The sequence below is a fragment of the Mesorhizobium sp. genome, from assembly GCF_017306585.1.
Taxonomy (GTDB): Bacteria; Pseudomonadota; Alphaproteobacteria; order Rhizobiales; family Rhizobiaceae; genus Mesorhizobium.
This window is the reverse complement of record NZ_JAFKIC010000263.1, coordinates 1-15119: the sequence shown is the minus strand read 5'-3', so window position 1 is coordinate 15119 and position 15119 is coordinate 1. Positions and strand designations below refer to the sequence as shown.

At 62.0% G+C, this 15119-nt stretch carries 15 protein-coding genes and 1 pseudogene; 7 read left to right on the top strand and 9 right to left on the bottom strand.

The features are described 5' to 3' along the window. Together glgX and J0I79_RS31125 are read left to right on the top strand one after the other, a co-directional pair. The coding region (gene glgX, locus J0I79_RS31130) for a glycogen debranching protein GlgX (protein WP_292868670.1) at positions 1-1722 on the top strand (1722 nt) is incomplete at its 5' end. Continuing rightward, on the top strand, positions 1722-3356 hold the full coding sequence (locus J0I79_RS31125; protein WP_292868667.1) for an alpha-glucosidase family protein: 1635 nt from the start codon (positions 1722-1724) through the stop codon (positions 3354-3356). The genes glgX and J0I79_RS31125, both read left to right, overlap by 1 nt. A 48-nt stretch (positions 3357-3404) precedes the next feature. Here J0I79_RS31125 and J0I79_RS31120 read toward each other — a convergent pair whose 3' ends face one another. Continuing rightward, positions 3405-5171: a TadG family pilus assembly protein gene (locus J0I79_RS31120; protein ID WP_292868664.1), complete on the bottom strand. Its 1767-nt coding sequence runs from the start codon at positions 5169-5171 to the stop codon at positions 3405-3407. Continuing rightward, positions 5171-5617: a TadE/TadG family type IV pilus assembly protein gene (locus J0I79_RS31115; RefSeq protein WP_292868661.1), complete on the bottom strand. Its 447-nt coding sequence runs from the start codon at positions 5615-5617 to the stop codon at positions 5171-5173. The genes J0I79_RS31120 and J0I79_RS31115 overlap by 1 nt, the downstream gene beginning before the upstream one ends. Positions 5618-5900: 283 nt before the next feature. Here J0I79_RS31115 and J0I79_RS31110 point away from each other — a divergent pair, with 283 nt between their 5' ends. The 4 genes from J0I79_RS31110 (at position 5901) to J0I79_RS31095 (ending at position 11332) form a co-directional block, all read left to right on the top strand. Continuing rightward, entirely contained in the window at positions 5901-7493 is a 1593-nt protein-coding gene (locus J0I79_RS31110) for a peptide ABC transporter substrate-binding protein (RefSeq protein ID WP_292868658.1), read from the top strand. Between the two features lie 163 nt (positions 7494-7656). Beyond that, positions 7657-8580: an ABC transporter permease subunit gene (locus J0I79_RS31105; protein ID WP_292868655.1), complete on the top strand. Its 924-nt coding sequence runs from the start codon at positions 7657-7659 to the stop codon at positions 8578-8580. Positions 8581-8589: 9 nt separating this feature from the next. After that, entirely contained in the window at positions 8590-9711 is a 1122-nt protein-coding gene (locus tag J0I79_RS31100; protein WP_292868652.1) for an ABC transporter permease subunit, read from the top strand. Position 9712: 1 nt separating this feature from the next. Next, entirely contained in the window at positions 9713-11332 is a 1620-nt protein-coding gene (locus J0I79_RS31095) for an ABC transporter ATP-binding protein (RefSeq protein ID WP_292868649.1), read from the top strand. 28 nt (positions 11333-11360) lie between these two features. On the opposite strand, the gene J0I79_RS31090 is transcribed toward J0I79_RS31095, so the two are convergent. From J0I79_RS31090 to J0I79_RS31075, 4 genes are all read right to left on the bottom strand, one after another. Then, the gene (locus J0I79_RS31090) at positions 11361-11960 is read right to left on the bottom strand and encodes a hypothetical protein (protein WP_292868646.1); all 600 of its coding nucleotides are present in this window, start codon (positions 11958-11960) and stop codon (positions 11361-11363) included. A gap of 21 nt (positions 11961-11981) precedes the next feature. Further along, a complete protein-coding gene (locus tag J0I79_RS31085; protein ID WP_292868643.1) occupies positions 11982-12737 on the bottom strand; it encodes a hypothetical protein in 756 nt (251 codons plus the stop codon). Between the two features lie 171 nt (positions 12738-12908). Further along, entirely contained in the window at positions 12909-13142 is a 234-nt protein-coding gene (locus tag J0I79_RS31080; protein WP_292868640.1) for a hypothetical protein, read from the bottom strand. Between the two features lie 167 nt (positions 13143-13309). After that, on the bottom strand, positions 13310-13630 hold the full coding sequence (locus J0I79_RS31075; RefSeq protein WP_292868637.1) for a hypothetical protein: 321 nt from the start codon (positions 13628-13630) through the stop codon (positions 13310-13312). Between the two features lie 83 nt (positions 13631-13713). On the opposite strand from J0I79_RS31075, the gene J0I79_RS31070 reads away from it, so the two are divergent. Beyond that, positions 13714-14253 (top strand): inorganic diphosphatase, encoded by a 540-nt coding sequence (locus tag J0I79_RS31070; protein WP_292868634.1) that lies wholly within the window; start codon positions 13714-13716, stop codon positions 14251-14253. 23 nt (positions 14254-14276) lie between these two features. Here J0I79_RS31070 and J0I79_RS31065 read toward each other — a convergent pair whose 3' ends face one another. From J0I79_RS31065 to J0I79_RS31055, 3 genes and pseudogenes are all read right to left on the bottom strand, one after another. Next, positions 14277-14438 (bottom strand): hypothetical protein, encoded by a 162-nt coding sequence (locus J0I79_RS31065; protein WP_292868631.1) that lies wholly within the window; start codon positions 14436-14438, stop codon positions 14277-14279. Positions 14439-14528: 90 nt separating this feature from the next. Continuing rightward, on the bottom strand, positions 14529-14840 hold the full coding sequence (locus tag J0I79_RS31060; protein WP_292868629.1) for a plasmid stabilization protein: 312 nt from the start codon (positions 14838-14840) through the stop codon (positions 14529-14531). Between the two features lie 93 nt (positions 14841-14933). After that, positions 14934-15119: pseudogene (locus J0I79_RS31055) on the bottom strand (divalent metal cation transporter); the annotation flags it as partial.

The following is a 15119-nucleotide window of genomic DNA, read 5'->3' as shown; positions in this document are numbered from 1 at the left end:
ATCGACCGACCCTATGCCTATCACTGGCGGCTCGCCGCGCGGCGCAACGAGGGAGCCGATACCGCGCCGCTGATGCCCAAGGCGGTGGCAAGGACCTTTACCAAAACGGCGCCAATCCTGCCGCCGCTGTTCCAGCCCGGCGGCCTGATCTATGAGCTGAACGTCCGCTCCTTCACGAAACTCCATCCGGATGTGCCCGAAGCGCAGCGCGGCACCATCGCCGCGCTTGCCCATCCGGCCATTATCGAGCATCTGAGGAAAATCGGCGTCTCCGCTGTCGAATTGATGCCGGTCACCGCCTCGATCGACGAGCGGCATTTGCCGCCGCTCGGCCTCAGCAACGCCTGGGGCTACAATCCTGTCACCTTCATGGCGCTCGACCCTCGCCTGGCGCCGGGCGGGCTCGCCGAATTGCGCGCCACCGTCGCGACGCTCCGCGAGGCCGGGATCGGCACCATCCTCGACCTCGTCTTCAACCACACGGGCGAAAGCGACCGGCTGGGGCCGACATTGTCGCTGCGCGGCCTCGACGCACAAGCTTATTACCGGCACCAGCCGGACGGCCGGCTGGCCAACGATACCGGCACCGGCAACACGGTCGCCTGCGACCATCCTGTCGTGCGCGAAATGGTGCTCGACACGCTTCGCCATTTCGTGCGCCAGGCCGGCGTGGACGGCTTCCGCTTCGATCTGGCTCCGGTGCTAGGTCGCGTCGATGGTATGTTCGATCCGGCCGCGCCACTCCTCCAGGCGATCGTCGCGGATCCGGTCCTTGCCGACCGCGTGATGATCGCCGAGCCTTGGGACATCGGTCCAGGGGGCTACCAACTCGGCAATTTCCACCCGCCGATCCTCGAATGGAATGACCGCTACCGGGACGATGTCAGGCGCTTCTGGCGGGGCGATGGCGGCATGGTCGGTTCGCTGGCGACACGGCTTGCCGGCTCGTCCGATGTCTTCGGCAAGGCCGGCGCGCCGATCAGCCGCTCGGTTGACTTCATCGCCGCGCATGACGGCATGACGCTGGCCGACATCGTGGCCTACGAACGAAAACACAATGACGCCAATGGCGAGCAGAACCGTGACGGCCACAACGCCAACCTGTCGTGGAACAATGGCGTCGAGGGCGAGACCGGGAATGCGGGGATACTCAAGGCGCGCCTCGCTGACCAGCGCGCGCTGCTTGCTACGCTCTTTGCCTCGCGCGGTTCGATCATGCTGACCGCTGGCGATGAGTTCGGCCGCACGCAAACGGGCAACAACAACGCCTACGCGCAGGACAACGCCATAACCTGGCTCGACTGGGTCGGCCGCGACGAGGCGTTGGAGCAGTATACGGCGGCATTGTCGGCGCTCCGCCGTGCCTTTCCGGCTTTGGCCGACACGCGCCTGCTGACCGGTCGAGATCCAGAAGGATCTGATATTCCCGACGTCGCCTGGCTCACCGAAACCGGCGCACCGCTTGAAGAAAGCGACTGGAACGATCCTGCCCGGCATCGCCTCGTCATGCTGCTCGGCGATGCCGGGGGCGATCGCCTTGCCGTCCTGATCAATGGCGACCGCCGCCAATGCGTCTTCACCTTACCGGCGCGCGAGGGGTTCAAGTGGCATCCGGCCATCGAAATCGAAGCGGTCGATCTGGCGCGGCCATTGCCCGGTCGCGGCGTTAATTTCATGATCGAGCGCAGGGCCGCCAAAGTCCGCGCGAAGAAGGGTTCGTGATGGCCGACCACAATGCCGGACAAGGGGGCGAATGGTGGCGCGGCTGCGTCATCTACCAGGTCTATCCGCGTTCATTCCAGGATACGACTGGCGACGGCAGCGGCGATCTCAAGGGGGTCACCACACGGCTTGCCCACATCGCCTCGCTCGGTGTCGATGCCGTCTGGCTGTCGCCTTTTTTCAAGTCGCCCATGGCCGACATGGGTTACGACGTGTCGGACTACCGCGACGTCGATCCGATGTTCGGTTCGTTGGAGGACTTCGACGCCCTGATTGCCGAGGCGCATCGTCTGGGCCTGAAGATCATCATCGACCAGGTGCTGTCGCATTCCTCCGACAGGCACGAATGGTTCGCTCAAAGCCGCGCCAGCCGCGACAATCAAAAGGCCGACTGGTATGTCTGGGCCGATGCCAGGCCCGATGGCAACGCGCCCAACAATTGGCTGTCGGTCTTTGGCGGTCCTGCCTGGGAGTGGGATTCTACCCGGCGGCAATATTACATGCACAATTTCCTCGCTTCGCAGCCGGACCTGAATTTCCACAGCCAGGAGGTTCAGGACGCTCTGCTCGACACGGTGCGGTTCTGGCTCGAACGCGGCGTCGACGGCTTCAGGCTCGACACGGTCAACTACTATGTCCACGACCGCTGGCTGCGCAGCAATCCGCCCTTGGCGTCGAGCGTTGCCGGCACCAATGGCGAGACCAATACCTATCTTTTCCAGGAGCATCTGTTCGACAAGACACAGCCGGAAAACCTGGCCTTCCTCAGACGTTTCCGGGCCTTGCTGGACGAATATCCGGACCGCGCCGCGGTGGGCGAGATCGGCGATGAAGGCCGCTCCCTGCAGACACTCGCCGCCTACACCTCCGGCGGCGACAAGCTGCAGATGTGCTACACATTCGACCTGCTCGGCCCGCAATTCTCGGCAGCCCATGTGCGCGGCTGCGTCGAAGCGTTCGAACAGGCGGTCGCCGACGGCTGGGTCTGCTGGGCGTTCTCCAACCATGATGTGGTGCGCCATGTCAGCCGCTGGACGCGGCCCGGCGGCGATCCCGACGCGGTGGCGAAATTCTCGGTCGCGTTGCTTGCCTGCCTGCGCGGCTCGATCTGTCTCTATCAGGGCGAGGAACTCGGCCTCGAGGAAGCCGAGCTTGCCTATGAGGATCTGCGCGACCCCGTCGGCATCCGCTTCTGGCCAGGCGTAAAGGGCAGGGATGGCTGTCGCACGCCGATGGCCTGGGAGGCAGGAGCCGACAATGCGGGCTTCTCCACCGCGAGGCCCTGGCTACCTGTGCCGGCAAGTCATCGCGCCCGTGCGGTCGATGCCCAGAACGACAACGAACAATCGGTGCTATCCGCCTATCGCTCGGCGCTCGCCTTGCGCAAAGGGCATCCGGCACTGGTCAGCGGTTCGATCCGCTTTCTCGACGCCGAGGGCGACATGCTTGCCTTCATCCGCGAAGGCGGTGGAGAGAGACTGCTCTGCGTGTTCAATTTCGCTGGCGAACCCGCGAACTGGCCGTTGCCACCGGATATCGGAGCTGTGGTAGCAGTGTTGAGTGGCGCCTCGCTCGCTGGGCAAGGCGCGCTTTCGTTGCCGGCATTCGGATGTTTCGTTGGTCAACTGGGCTGATGACCGCTTATCCCTGCGGTCGAGCGATCCGCCTTGCCGCGCAATGCCTTATTGAACGAGCACTGAGCGTCCGCAGGTCGCTCCGGTTACCCGCACATCGGCCGATCCCACGCTGACGCCAAGCGTTGAGAGCAGGTTGTAAAGCAGGTTGTCGACCGGCGCGGTAATGCCATTCAGCACCGCGACGACCGCAGGCGTAACCGAATTGAGAAGTGTACTCAAATCAAGCCCGAGACCCAGCACATTGACCGTGAGCGAAAGGCTGGTGAGCAGCGACGATGTAAGCGATTGTGTTATGTTTCGGGTGGAAACGGTCTTTGTCACCTTGTTGGCGATGTCCGTCGCGTTGAAGGTCAGCGTCTGAGGTGAGTTATTCGTGATGTTGGTCGCCGCTGAACCGTTTACCGAGAGTACTGGAAGGAGCAGAAGCTGGATTGCCGCGATCTGGGCGTTGGAGAACGTCTGCGGATTGCTGAAGTTTGCGAAAGCGGTGGGATTGCCGTCGGTGTTGCTGGCAGCAAGGTGGAGCGCTGCGATGCCCGGTTGCGCGGCGATTGAAACCTGGATGCTGGAAGGTCCGCTCGGACAGGTAATGCCGGTCAAGGTCGCCTGGGCGTAGGCGACTTCCACACTGAGCGGCAGACTGACGGACACCAGGCTGCCGCCGCCGGAGAGGCCGGAATTGCCGATAGTGACGCTTGCCGCGAGCTTGATGCGGGTCTGGGCGGTGCGCACGGTCGTGCCGACCTGGTCGATCGCCAGCCATGGCGAGGACTGCATCGGTTGGCCGATGGCGATGGCGAGCGTCGTATTGGTAAGCCCCGGGATGGTCGCTCCAAGGTTGAGTGCAACCTGGTTGGTACCGTTCGCCAGCACCGCGCCTGCGGTCAGCATTCCGATAGCACTCGCGGTGACACCGAGGCCAGGCGGCTTTTGCCCGATTCCCAGACTGCCGACACCGCCGAGGTCGACAAGCGTATTGAGCGGGATCTTGACCGTGCTGGTGGCCTTTGCCGCAATGGCTTGCAGGGCGAGGGCGCTGGTGCCGTCCAGCCCGGGAACATTGGCCATGGCCGTAGCGATCTGGCCGATGGTTGCTTTGGAAGCCAGCACGTCCGAATAAGTGCCGGCGGTCAAATTCAACTGAGTGGCCAGGGCACTCATGAAGGAGAGCACGTCGATATCGGCGGAGACCAGCGCGTTGTAGTCCATGACGCTAAGCGAGATGTTGCCGCCGATCAGTCCGCTGAGAAGGGAGTTGATGATGCCCCCATTGAGGCTGAGCAGTCTCGAACCAACCGAAAACGTCGCCATGGGTGTCATGCTGGCGGTCGCCTGGGTGCCGATGACGGGAGTGGGGATCAGCGAACTTGCGAAATAGCGGTTGGGGATCTTCGCCAAGGTGACCCGGACGGCGTTGTAGGGCGTTACGCCGGCCTGGAAGCGCTGGCCGACATTGGTGGTCGAGGCGAGGTACTGCCCGGGCGTAACGGTGACCACCGTTTTCCCGACGGCCGGCGCAATGGTTTGACCCGCGGCCTGGACGACGACGCCCGGCATGCCGTTGTCGGTGAGCGTGGTGACAACAGCCGTGTTGACGTTGTTGATGTTCGAGGCGGCGGTGATGGCCGCCAGGTCGACCATCGCCTGGGCTTCCCGGCGCTCGGTGTAGATGGAAGCCTCGTCTATGGCCACCGCGGCCAGCGCCAGTGCAACTGGCGCACTCAATGCGGTCATGACGGCGAAGTTCGCCCTCCTGTCCCCCACCATGGACCGGGCAAGCCGGCCAATGCCTTTGGCATGCCGCGGCAGCATCAGATGCCCCCGACCCTGATTGTCGACTGACGTGAGATCGTGGTTCCCGGCATGGCTATGCCCGGGAAGAGACTCCAGATCGGCAGGTTGCGCGCATCGTACTGGATGGACACCACGAACTGACTTCCGTCGGCCGCGCTGTCATTGGCCGTGTAGGTCAGCTTGGTGGCGTCGACGAAGGGATAGCCAGCGGCGTTGTTGGCGAGGTAGCTGGCCACGAGCGTCTGACGCTCGGTCTGGTTCACCCCGGCGATTGCTGTCCGGGCGGCGTCGGCGGCGATCTGCTGGATCGAGTTGGCGGCCCCGAAATATATGCCGTACGCAACCATTCCGAGCAGGAGAAGCAGGAACAGCGGCGACAACAGGGCGAACTCGACCGCCGAAGTTCCCGAAATATCTGTTCGGAACGCGTGCTTTCTGAGCTTGGAAATGAGGTTCTGAACCATGCGCCGGGCATGCAAAAGTTGGCATGTAGAAACCGAAAACTCCGGGTACAACCTGAGAGTGTGTATGATTGAAAGAGCGGTTCTAATTTAGCTGTTGCTTCTCCGGTTGCGAGGATTGACTTAGGGTCACTCAGTACTCGGTTGAAAAGAGCTTACCTCCTGTCTAGTCTCCTGCCACCAGCTGCCGGAGGGAACCGGCGGCACGCTCAAAAGGAGCCAGGCATCGGCTTCGGGGCGTCAACACGAAAGGCGCGCCGATGGCAGCGCCGACAGGGAGAACTTCATGCTGAAAAACATGCTGAAGGCGACGGTGTTCGCGACGACCATGACCTTGGCTGCCGGCACGTTCCTGGCACCAGCCTTTGCCGAGAGCGTCTATAACAGGGGCACGGCCGCGGAATCGGAGTCGGTGGACCCGCACAAGACCTCGACCGTCTATGAGGCCAACGTGCTGCGCGACCTGTTCCAGGGACTGGTCATGCAGGACGAGAAGGCGAATCTCATTCCGGGCGCCGCCGAAAGCTGGACGGTATCGGATGACGGCACGGTCTATACCTTCAAGCTGCGCAAGGACGGCGTGTGGTCCGACGGCAGCCCGGTGACGGCGGACGATTTCGTCTACGCCTTCCATCGGCTCGAAGACCCGGCCACTGGCGCCGAGTATGCCTCGATGCTGTATCCTGTGAAGGGCGCGGAGGACGTCAACACCAAGAAGGGCAAGCCCGAGGACATGGGCGTCAAGGCGATTGACGCGAACACCCTTGAAGTGACGCTGAAGGCGCCGACGCCCTATTTCCTGGAGATGCTCACCCACCAGGCGACCTACCCGGTCAGCAAGGCCTCAATCGAGAAGCTTGGCGCCGACTGGATCAAGCCGGGCAAGCTGGTTTCGAACGGCGCCTATACGCTGGTCGAATGGGTTCCCAACGACCATATGAAACTGGTCAAGAACCCGAAATTCTGGGATGCCGCGACCGTCAAGTTCGACGTCGTCAACTACATCCCGACCGAAGACCGCTCATCGGCGATGAAGCGCTTCGAGGCCGGCGAACTCGACAGCTACGACGACCTGCCCACCGAACAGCTCGCTGATCTGAAGACCAAGTTCGGCGACCAGATCCATGTCGGCCCGTATCTCGGTACCTATTACTACGCGATCAAGACCGACAAGGCGCCATGGGACAATGTCGAGCTCCGCAACGCCATTTCGATGGCGATCGACCGTGATTTCATCGCCGAAAAAGTGTGGCAGAATTCGATGCTGCCCGGCTATTCGATGGTGCCTCCGGGCATCGAGGGCTACACACCGGCAATGGCCAAATTCGCCGATATGCCGCAGATCGATCGCGAGGACGCCGCCAAGAAGGTTCTGGAGAAACTCGGCTATACGCCCGAGCATCCGCTGAAGATGGAAATCCGTTACAACACCTCGGAAAACCACAAGAACATGGCAGTGGCGATCCAGGAACAGCTGAAGCCGCTCGGCGTCGAGGTGACCCTGCTCAACACCGACACCAAGACGCATTACGGCTTCCTTGAGCAGAAGGGTAATTATGACGTGGCGCGCGCCGCCTGGATCGCCGACTACAAGGATCCGGAAACCTTCCTCGGCATCTCTCGCAAGGCCAGCGGCAACAACTACTCGAACTACAACAGCCCGGCATATGAGGCTGCGATGGACAAGGCGGCGGCAGCCGGCGGCAAGCCCGAGGAGCGCATGAAGGACCTTGCCGAGGCCGAACGCATCCTGGTCGACGATGTCGGCCAGATCCCGCTTCTCTACTACAGCTATCACGACATCGTGTCCTCGAAGCTGCATGGCTTTGTCGACAATGTGATGGACGTTCACCCGTCCCGCTTCGTCAGCAAGGACTGATCCCTGGCCAAGCCGCCGTGCCTTTCGAGGTGCGGCGGCGTTGGTTGCCGTCGCATCGGCCCGGGAAGCGGAATCGATTTTCGGAAAATCCGGTGCGAAGATTTGCAGGCTGGAGCATGTCGGTCCAATCGGACTCGAGGGCTCCGGATCAAGCGGGGCACCGATGCTGCGATATGTATTCCGGCGGCTTTTGACCGCCATCCCGACGCTGTTCGTCATCGTGACGATGGCGTTCTTCCTGATGCGCGTAGCGCCAGGCGGCCCATTCAACCAGGAGCGTGGCCTCAGCCCGGAAATCAAGGCCAACCTTGAAGCCCAGTTTGGCCTCAACGATCCGCTCTGGCTGCAATATGTCCACTATCTCGGCAATCTCCTGCGCGGCAATTTCGGGCCGAGCTACAACATGCCGGACTTCACCGTCACCGAACTTTTCGCCAAGGGCCTTCCTATTTCGGTCCAGCTCGGCGCCTCGGCGCTGATCCTGGCATTGCTGCTCGGCAGCGTGCTCGGCACCATTGCCGCGCTCAACCAGAACAGGCTTGGCGACTATACGGTGATTGCGCTGGCGACCGCCGGCAGCACCATTCCGACTTTCGTTATCGCCCCGGTGATCCAGCTTCTGTTCGGGCTGACCTGGAAGCTGCTGCCGATCGGCGGCTGGGGCGATGGTGCCTTCATCAACAAGGTCGGCCCGGTGCTGACGCTTGCCCTGCCGCAGATCGCCATTGTCGCCCGCCTGATGCGCGGCTCGATGATCGAATCCCTGCGCTCCCATCATATCCGCACGGCGCGTGCACTCGGCCTCTCCGACTGGTCGGTTGTGGTCAAGCATGCCCTGCGCGGCGCCGTCCTTCCGATTGTTTCGTTTACCGGGCCGGCAGCGGCGGCGCTGCTGACCGGTTCGGTCATCGTCGAGACGATCTTCTCCATTCCCGGCGTCGGTCGCTATTTCGTCGATGCGGCTCTCAACCGCGACTACACGCTGGTGATGGGAACCGTGGTGGTGATCGCCATCTTCACCATCGTCTTCAACCTGATCGTCGACGTCATGTACGCGGTCGTCGACCCCAGAGTTCGCTATGATTGAGGGTGCGCTATGACTGACATCGCAGCCACGGCTCCCGTCATTGTCGGCCGCTCGCTCTGGGGCGACGCCTGGGCGCGCCTGAAGGCCAACCGCGCCGCCATGATCAGCCTCTATTACCTGGCTTTCATCGCCGTCATCAGCGTGTTCGGGCCCTGGTTCGTGCCGCATCAATACACGACCATCTATGGCGACTATGTGCGCACGCCGCCGAGCCTCTCGGCCTATCCCAAGCCCGATATGATCGAGACCGCCCTCAACGACGCGATCAAGCGCATGCGGGTCGAAATCAAGGAATGGAAGCAGGATGGCTCGCGTGTCACGGTCACGGTCACTTCGACCAAGCCGATCGATGATCGCAACATCCGCTACCTCGACCGTTCCGACGCCTTCGACGACACCAGGATCGAGAGCAAATCGCCCGACGGCCTCGAAGTGACGATGAGCACGTCGGTCAAGCAGCAGTATTTCCTGTTCGGCACCGACAACACCGGCCGCGATCTCCTCTCGAGAACGCTGATGGCCGGGCGCATATCGCTGGCGATCGGGCTGCTTGCCGGCGTGGTGGCGGTGGTTATCGGCGTGATCTACGGGGCCGCGGCCGGCTTTGCCGGCGGCAAGGTCGACGAGGTGATGATGCGCATCGTCGACGTGCTCTATTCCTTGCCCTTCATCTTCTTCGTCATCATGCTGGTGGTGTTCTTCGGCCGCAACTTCGTGCTTATGTTCCTGGCGGTCGGCGCCGTTCTATGGCTCGACATGGCCCGCATCGTGCGCGGCCAGGCGCTATCGATCCGCCGGCAGGAATATGTCCAGGCGGCGGAGGCCATGGGAGTCGGCCAGCGCGGCATCCTGCTGCGCCATGTCATCCCCAACCTGCTCGGTCCCGTGGTGATCTACATGACGCTGCTGGTGCCGCAGGTCATCATCCTGGAGAGCTTCCTGTCGTTCCTCGGCCTCGGCGTGCAGGAGCCGATGACCAGCTGGGGCGTGCTGATCTCCGTCGGAGCCAAGAATATCGGCACCGCCAACTGGCTGCTCCTGTTTCCTGCCTTCTTCCTCGTCTCGACGCTGTTTGCCCTGAACTTCGTCGGCGACGGCCTGCGCGACGCGCTCGATCCGAAGGACCGCTGAGATGGCTGCTCCCGAAACGATCCTCGACGTCAAGGACCTGCGTGTCCGCTTCCGCACGCTCGACGGCTCCGTCGAGGCGGTGAAGGGCATCAACATCCATGTCAATGCGGGTGAAACCGTTGCCGTGGTCGGCGAGTCCGGATCCGGCAAGAGCCAGACGATGATGGCGGCGATGAGCCTGCTGGCCAGCAACGGCGAGGCATCGGGCCATGTCGACTATCGCGGCCGCAACCTTCTGACGATGAGCAAATCCGAGCTGAACAAGGTCCGCGGCCGCAAGATCAGCATGATCTTCCAGGAGCCGATGACCTCGCTCGACCCGCTCTATTCGATCGGCAACCAGCTCATCGAGCCGATCCGCAGGCATCGCGGCCTCAATGCCGCCGAAGCACGCGAGGAAGCGCTCAAGCTGCTGCGGCTGGTTCATATTCCCGATCCGGAACGGCGGATGAAATCCTACCCGCATGAAATGTCGGGCGGCCAGCGCCAGCGCGTTATGATCGCCATGGCGCTCGCCAACGATCCTGACATACTGATCGCCGACGAGCCGACGACGGCGCTCGATGTAACCATCCAGGCGCAGATCCTGATGCTGCTTGCCGAATTGCAGCGCAAGCTCGGCATGGCGATCGTCTTCATCACTCACGACCTCGGCATCGTCCGTCGCTTCGCCGACCGGGTCTATGTCATGCGTCAGGGCGAGGTTGTCGAGGAAGGTCAGGCGGAAGCGATCTTCGCCAACCCCCAGCACGCCTATACCAGGATGCTGCTGGCGGCCGAACCGACGGGCACCAAGGCGCCGCCGCCCGCCAACGCGCCCGTGGTGCTCGAGGGCAAGGATGTCGAAGTCACGTTCAAGATCGGTGGTGGTTTTCTGGCGGGCGAAGCGCTGATGCTGCGGGCCGTCGACCACATCTCGATCAGGCTCCAGCGCAACCAGACCATCGGCATTGTCGGCGAATCCGGCTCCGGCAAGTCGACGCTCGGTCGCGCCCTGCTGCGGCTGCTGCCGAGTGACGGGCTCATCCGTTTCGGCGACCGCGACATTTCCACTGCCGACCGGCAGACGATGCGACCGCTGCGGCGCCAGATGCAGCTTGTCTTCCAGGACCCGTTCGGCTCGCTGTCGCCACGCATGACGGTTGGCCAGGTCATCACCGAGGGGCTTCTGGTTCACGAACCTAACCTCTCCGGCAAGCAGCGCGACCAGCGCGCGGTCCAGGCCCTACGCGAAGTCGGCCTCGACCCGAACGCGCGCAACCGCTATCCGCATGAATTCTCGGGCGGCCAGCGGCAGCGCATCGCCATTGCGCGGGCCATGATCCTGAAACCCAAAATGGTGGTGCTGGACGAGCCGACCTCGGCGCTCGATCGCTCGGTGCAGAAACAGATCGTCGAGCTTTTGCGCAAGCTGCAGGCCGACCACGAACTGTCCTATCTCTTCATCAGCCACGACCTTGCCGTCGTGCGCGCCATGGCCGACTACATCATCGTCATGAAGCAGGGCAAGATCGTCGAGGAGGGCCCGACCGAGGCGATCTTCAGCAATCCGCAGGCGCCCTACACGCAGACGCTGATGAACGCGGCGATCGATGTCACCCGTTTCCGTTTGAGTGCCTGAGGCTACCCCGTTCGCCTTCGGCGGGCAGCTAAGGCTCGGAAAGGCTTTTCTGAAGGGCGTCGAACGCGGCCTTGTATTCCTTCTTGACGGCCTCGGCCCCGCCGAGGGTCGCCGTCTTCTGCTCCAGCCGGGACCAAAGCCCGGTCTTCTCCAGCTCCGCCGCGGAATAGTAGCGGCTATAGGCCTGCCAGACTTTTCCGGTCTTCATGGCACCGCCGGCACTATCGTCGACATAGTCCTTCAACAGGCTGATCGGCGGATCGGCCAGCGCCAGTTCGAAAGGTTGTCGTCCGACATTGTTGGCCGGGTCACCGCTCTCGAACCATTGCCTGAACAACTGCCGGTCGATCAGCAACTGGCTGGCCGTGAGCGACGGCCTGAGGCGCACCAACAGGCTGTAGGGATCGTCGCCATGGCTTAGATAAAGGTCTTCGCTGAGGAAATGCGGCGTTGCGTGCGAGATTTTCCTGGATTTCGGATTCTCATAGACCACCTCCCTGGCCACGGGAATGTTCACGGTCCGCAGCATGGCGGTGAGAAAGGCTGTCGTTCCCCAGCAACCCTCGGTAATATGATGAAGCGGCTGGTTGCGTCCGGCGGCGACGGTACCTGAAATGATGCGCGACATTGGCGGCTGGCCGTAATACTGCTATTGCTGCTCCAGGTTCGCATTCGATGTGTTGCCGGTGAAATGCACGAGCCGCGCTGTGCACCAGTGAAGCAGCTTTTCGATCGTCGCCCGGCGGGTTGGCCCGATGAGCGCTTGCGTGCGCAGGAAATGATACGCGACATCCGGGGGCGCCGCGATGCCCGACCAGTTCACCCGGTAGAAGCCTGTGCCACGGTCGAACAGCAGCATTTCCGTCGGTGAGAAGAGGGCTGTGAAGCTCGCATCATTGTCGTGCTCGATCGACCAGGGTACGCGCCGGCCGATTTCAACGACAAGACTTTGCGCGACAAGCGCCAGGAACAGATGCCGCGCATCGTCCGCGCTCAAGAGAGTCGAGTTTGCCGGCGGGGCGCTCTGATTGGGAGGAGGATCGGTCAGGTTGAGCGGCTGTCCCGCCCATAGCAGATCGAAGAACTGTTTCAGTTCCTGCTTCCAGGCGGCGGGCCATTGCGCGTAGGCGAGCTGATTGGCTGCGGCGGCCGCAAACCAAGTGATAGCGTTTGCAATACGGGGGCGCCGGTTCAATTCGCGTGCGAGGTCAGGTGGCGGCCCGGCCTCGGCGCAGGCGAACCTGGTCGACGCACAGACGGCGCCTAGCCCGAGGACGGCGAGAAAAGTCCGGCGCGTCGGCGTCGGGCTGCAAAAACCGCATCTCCAATGCATCTGGACCTCATGCTCGAACGGCCGCAACGGGAATGCACTGAAGCGGGCATGCGTGCCGGCGAAGGATGCCATGATACGGCTTTCGAGTTGGCGTCGCCTCTCCCAAATGGGAGGCGGGCGCCGCAACAATCTTATCCAACGGCGCGACAAGCATTCGAGCTTGGCGAACCGGCGAGGGCAGGGACTATCGGCTCACCCTGCCGTCTTCGGGCATTTGCGCGCCCGTGGGGCCTAGGATCCCCGCTACGAGCCGATTTTGCGGGGGGCTTCGCGCATCATCCGCTCGGCCTCGTCGCGGCTGATGCCGAACTTGCGTGCATAATAATCGGCCTCCGGTTTGCCGCGCAAGCTGGCCGCGACTGTCAGCGCTGTCACAAAATCGACCGGACAATCCTTGTCGCCACAGAGATCCTGGAAAACTTCTCGAACCGTCAGTTCGACCGACTTGTCCGGATTGGCGCGAGCCAGATCAGACACGACGCTCAGTATTGTTTCGAAATCGTAGGAACGTGCGGGTCAGAAGCTCTTGACATCGTGCTCTCCCTGTTTGGGCGAAAGCACCGATGGTCGCTCCCAAGCGTCTGCTGGCCAGTGGCAGTTGCAGACGACGCAGTTAATATACGCTCGTATCGGTGAGTGACGAGTCATTTATCTTTCCGCGCCAAGGGAACTCTAACCGGCGTTGGGAGTTCGGGAGGCACTTTCGCCTTCGAGGTGGGTATCGCCAACGATGCACGCAACTCCAGCCCTTTGCTTGGATCGTGCCTTTTATGCTTTTCCTCGATGGCGTAGGAAGCCCACCTGCAGCACATGCCGATGATCGATGTCGCCGCGCCGGCATAAAGGCAAAGGGCGAGCACAAGGTCTTGCTTTGCACTTTCCCAACTGACGGCCGCCAGAAGAAGGACACTGACGGTCGAAACGATGTAGCCAAAGCCTTTCAAAGTGCGGGGCGTCACGGCCAATGCTCAGCTCCTCGGTAATATCCGGAACAATAGTCCGCAAATCCAGTTTTCCGAGGGCACCATCTCGAAACGGAAAAGCTGAAATGCCAAGCCTGCTTACTCTTCCTGCAACGTCTAAAGACCTGTTCAGGGTTGTGGTCGAGACACCGCGCGGAGCGGCCGTAAAGCTTGCCTATGAGCCGAAGACGCAGGTGTTCGAGTATTCCAGGCCGCTGCCGATCGGTAACACCTACCCCTACGACTGGGGTTTTATCCCTTCGACGCTTGGCGACGATGGCGATCCGCTCGACGGCATGATCATCCATCAGGCCGCCACCGCTCCTGGGGTCGTCGTGAAATGTCACCTGCTGGGCGCGGTGCGGATTGTCCAGAAGGACAAGGGCGGACCGGAATTCAGGAATGATCGCTATATTTTTTCGCCGCATAAGGAGGATTCTCCTGATGAGCCGGTTGCGAGGAGCGTTCCCAAGGAGTTACGCGCAGAACTCGAACAATTCTTCCTGTCCTCGGTGCTGGGGACTGAGAAGAAAGTGAAGCTCAAGGGTTGGAAGACCGCGCAAGCCGCAGCCGCTCGCCTGAAAAAGGGCGTCAAGGCATTCCGAAAGAGGGCCAGGGCCTCATAGTTTCGGCGTGACCCGTGCCGCCCCTAACTCTCGTCCTTCGACTTTCGGGCCTCTTCTTTCCCTTTCTCCTTGCCGTGTTCTTTTACGAGGTCTTTGGCCTGTTGCGGGGAGACATCGGTCTGTTCCGCAATGCGAACGGCCTCTTTGTCGGAGATGCGGTGATCTTTTGAGGGTGTCGTCGCCATCTGAAATATCCTTCCTGAAGGCACCAAGGGCGGCGTTGACGGGCTGCTGAGCAGGGGCACGCCGTCCTCTGTGCTTCTAGAGCCAGTTGCTCAATGAGAACCGTGATGGCTTGCACGGGTCCTGGCGGCCTTCTTCGCGGAGGCCGAGCGGGCAGCGGCTGAACGGTTCGCGGAGGCCGTGCCCCCTTTCTCGCCGCCCTTGTGGGCAGCTGGGTGACCGGTATGCTTTCCGCGTCCCGATCCGCCTTCCTTCTTGCCACCGCCATCATCCTTGTTGACGGTCGCCCAGGCTCTGCGCTCTGCTTCCTTTTCCGAGACGCCACGCTTCTCATAGCCTTCGGCAATATGGTCTGCCTTGCGTTCTTGCTTGTCGGTATATTTCGATTTGTCGCCGCGGGGCATGCGAACCTCCTGTGGTTGGGATAAGTTCCTAACCAGCAGATGAGCAAACCGTTCCAAGCATCGGCTGGATTGCTCTGGGAGGCCAGAATGCGGCTACATGATCCACTGTACAGCCAGGCCCACAACGGAAAGCGCCATCGCGATCGTTGATAGCCAACCAAGGGTTCGCAACCATCCCGTCACGGTGAACTCGCCCATGATGTCGCCGCGTGCCGCGATCAGCATCATCACAACCATGACCGGCACCGCGCAGATCCCGTTGATGACCGCGCTCCAGTA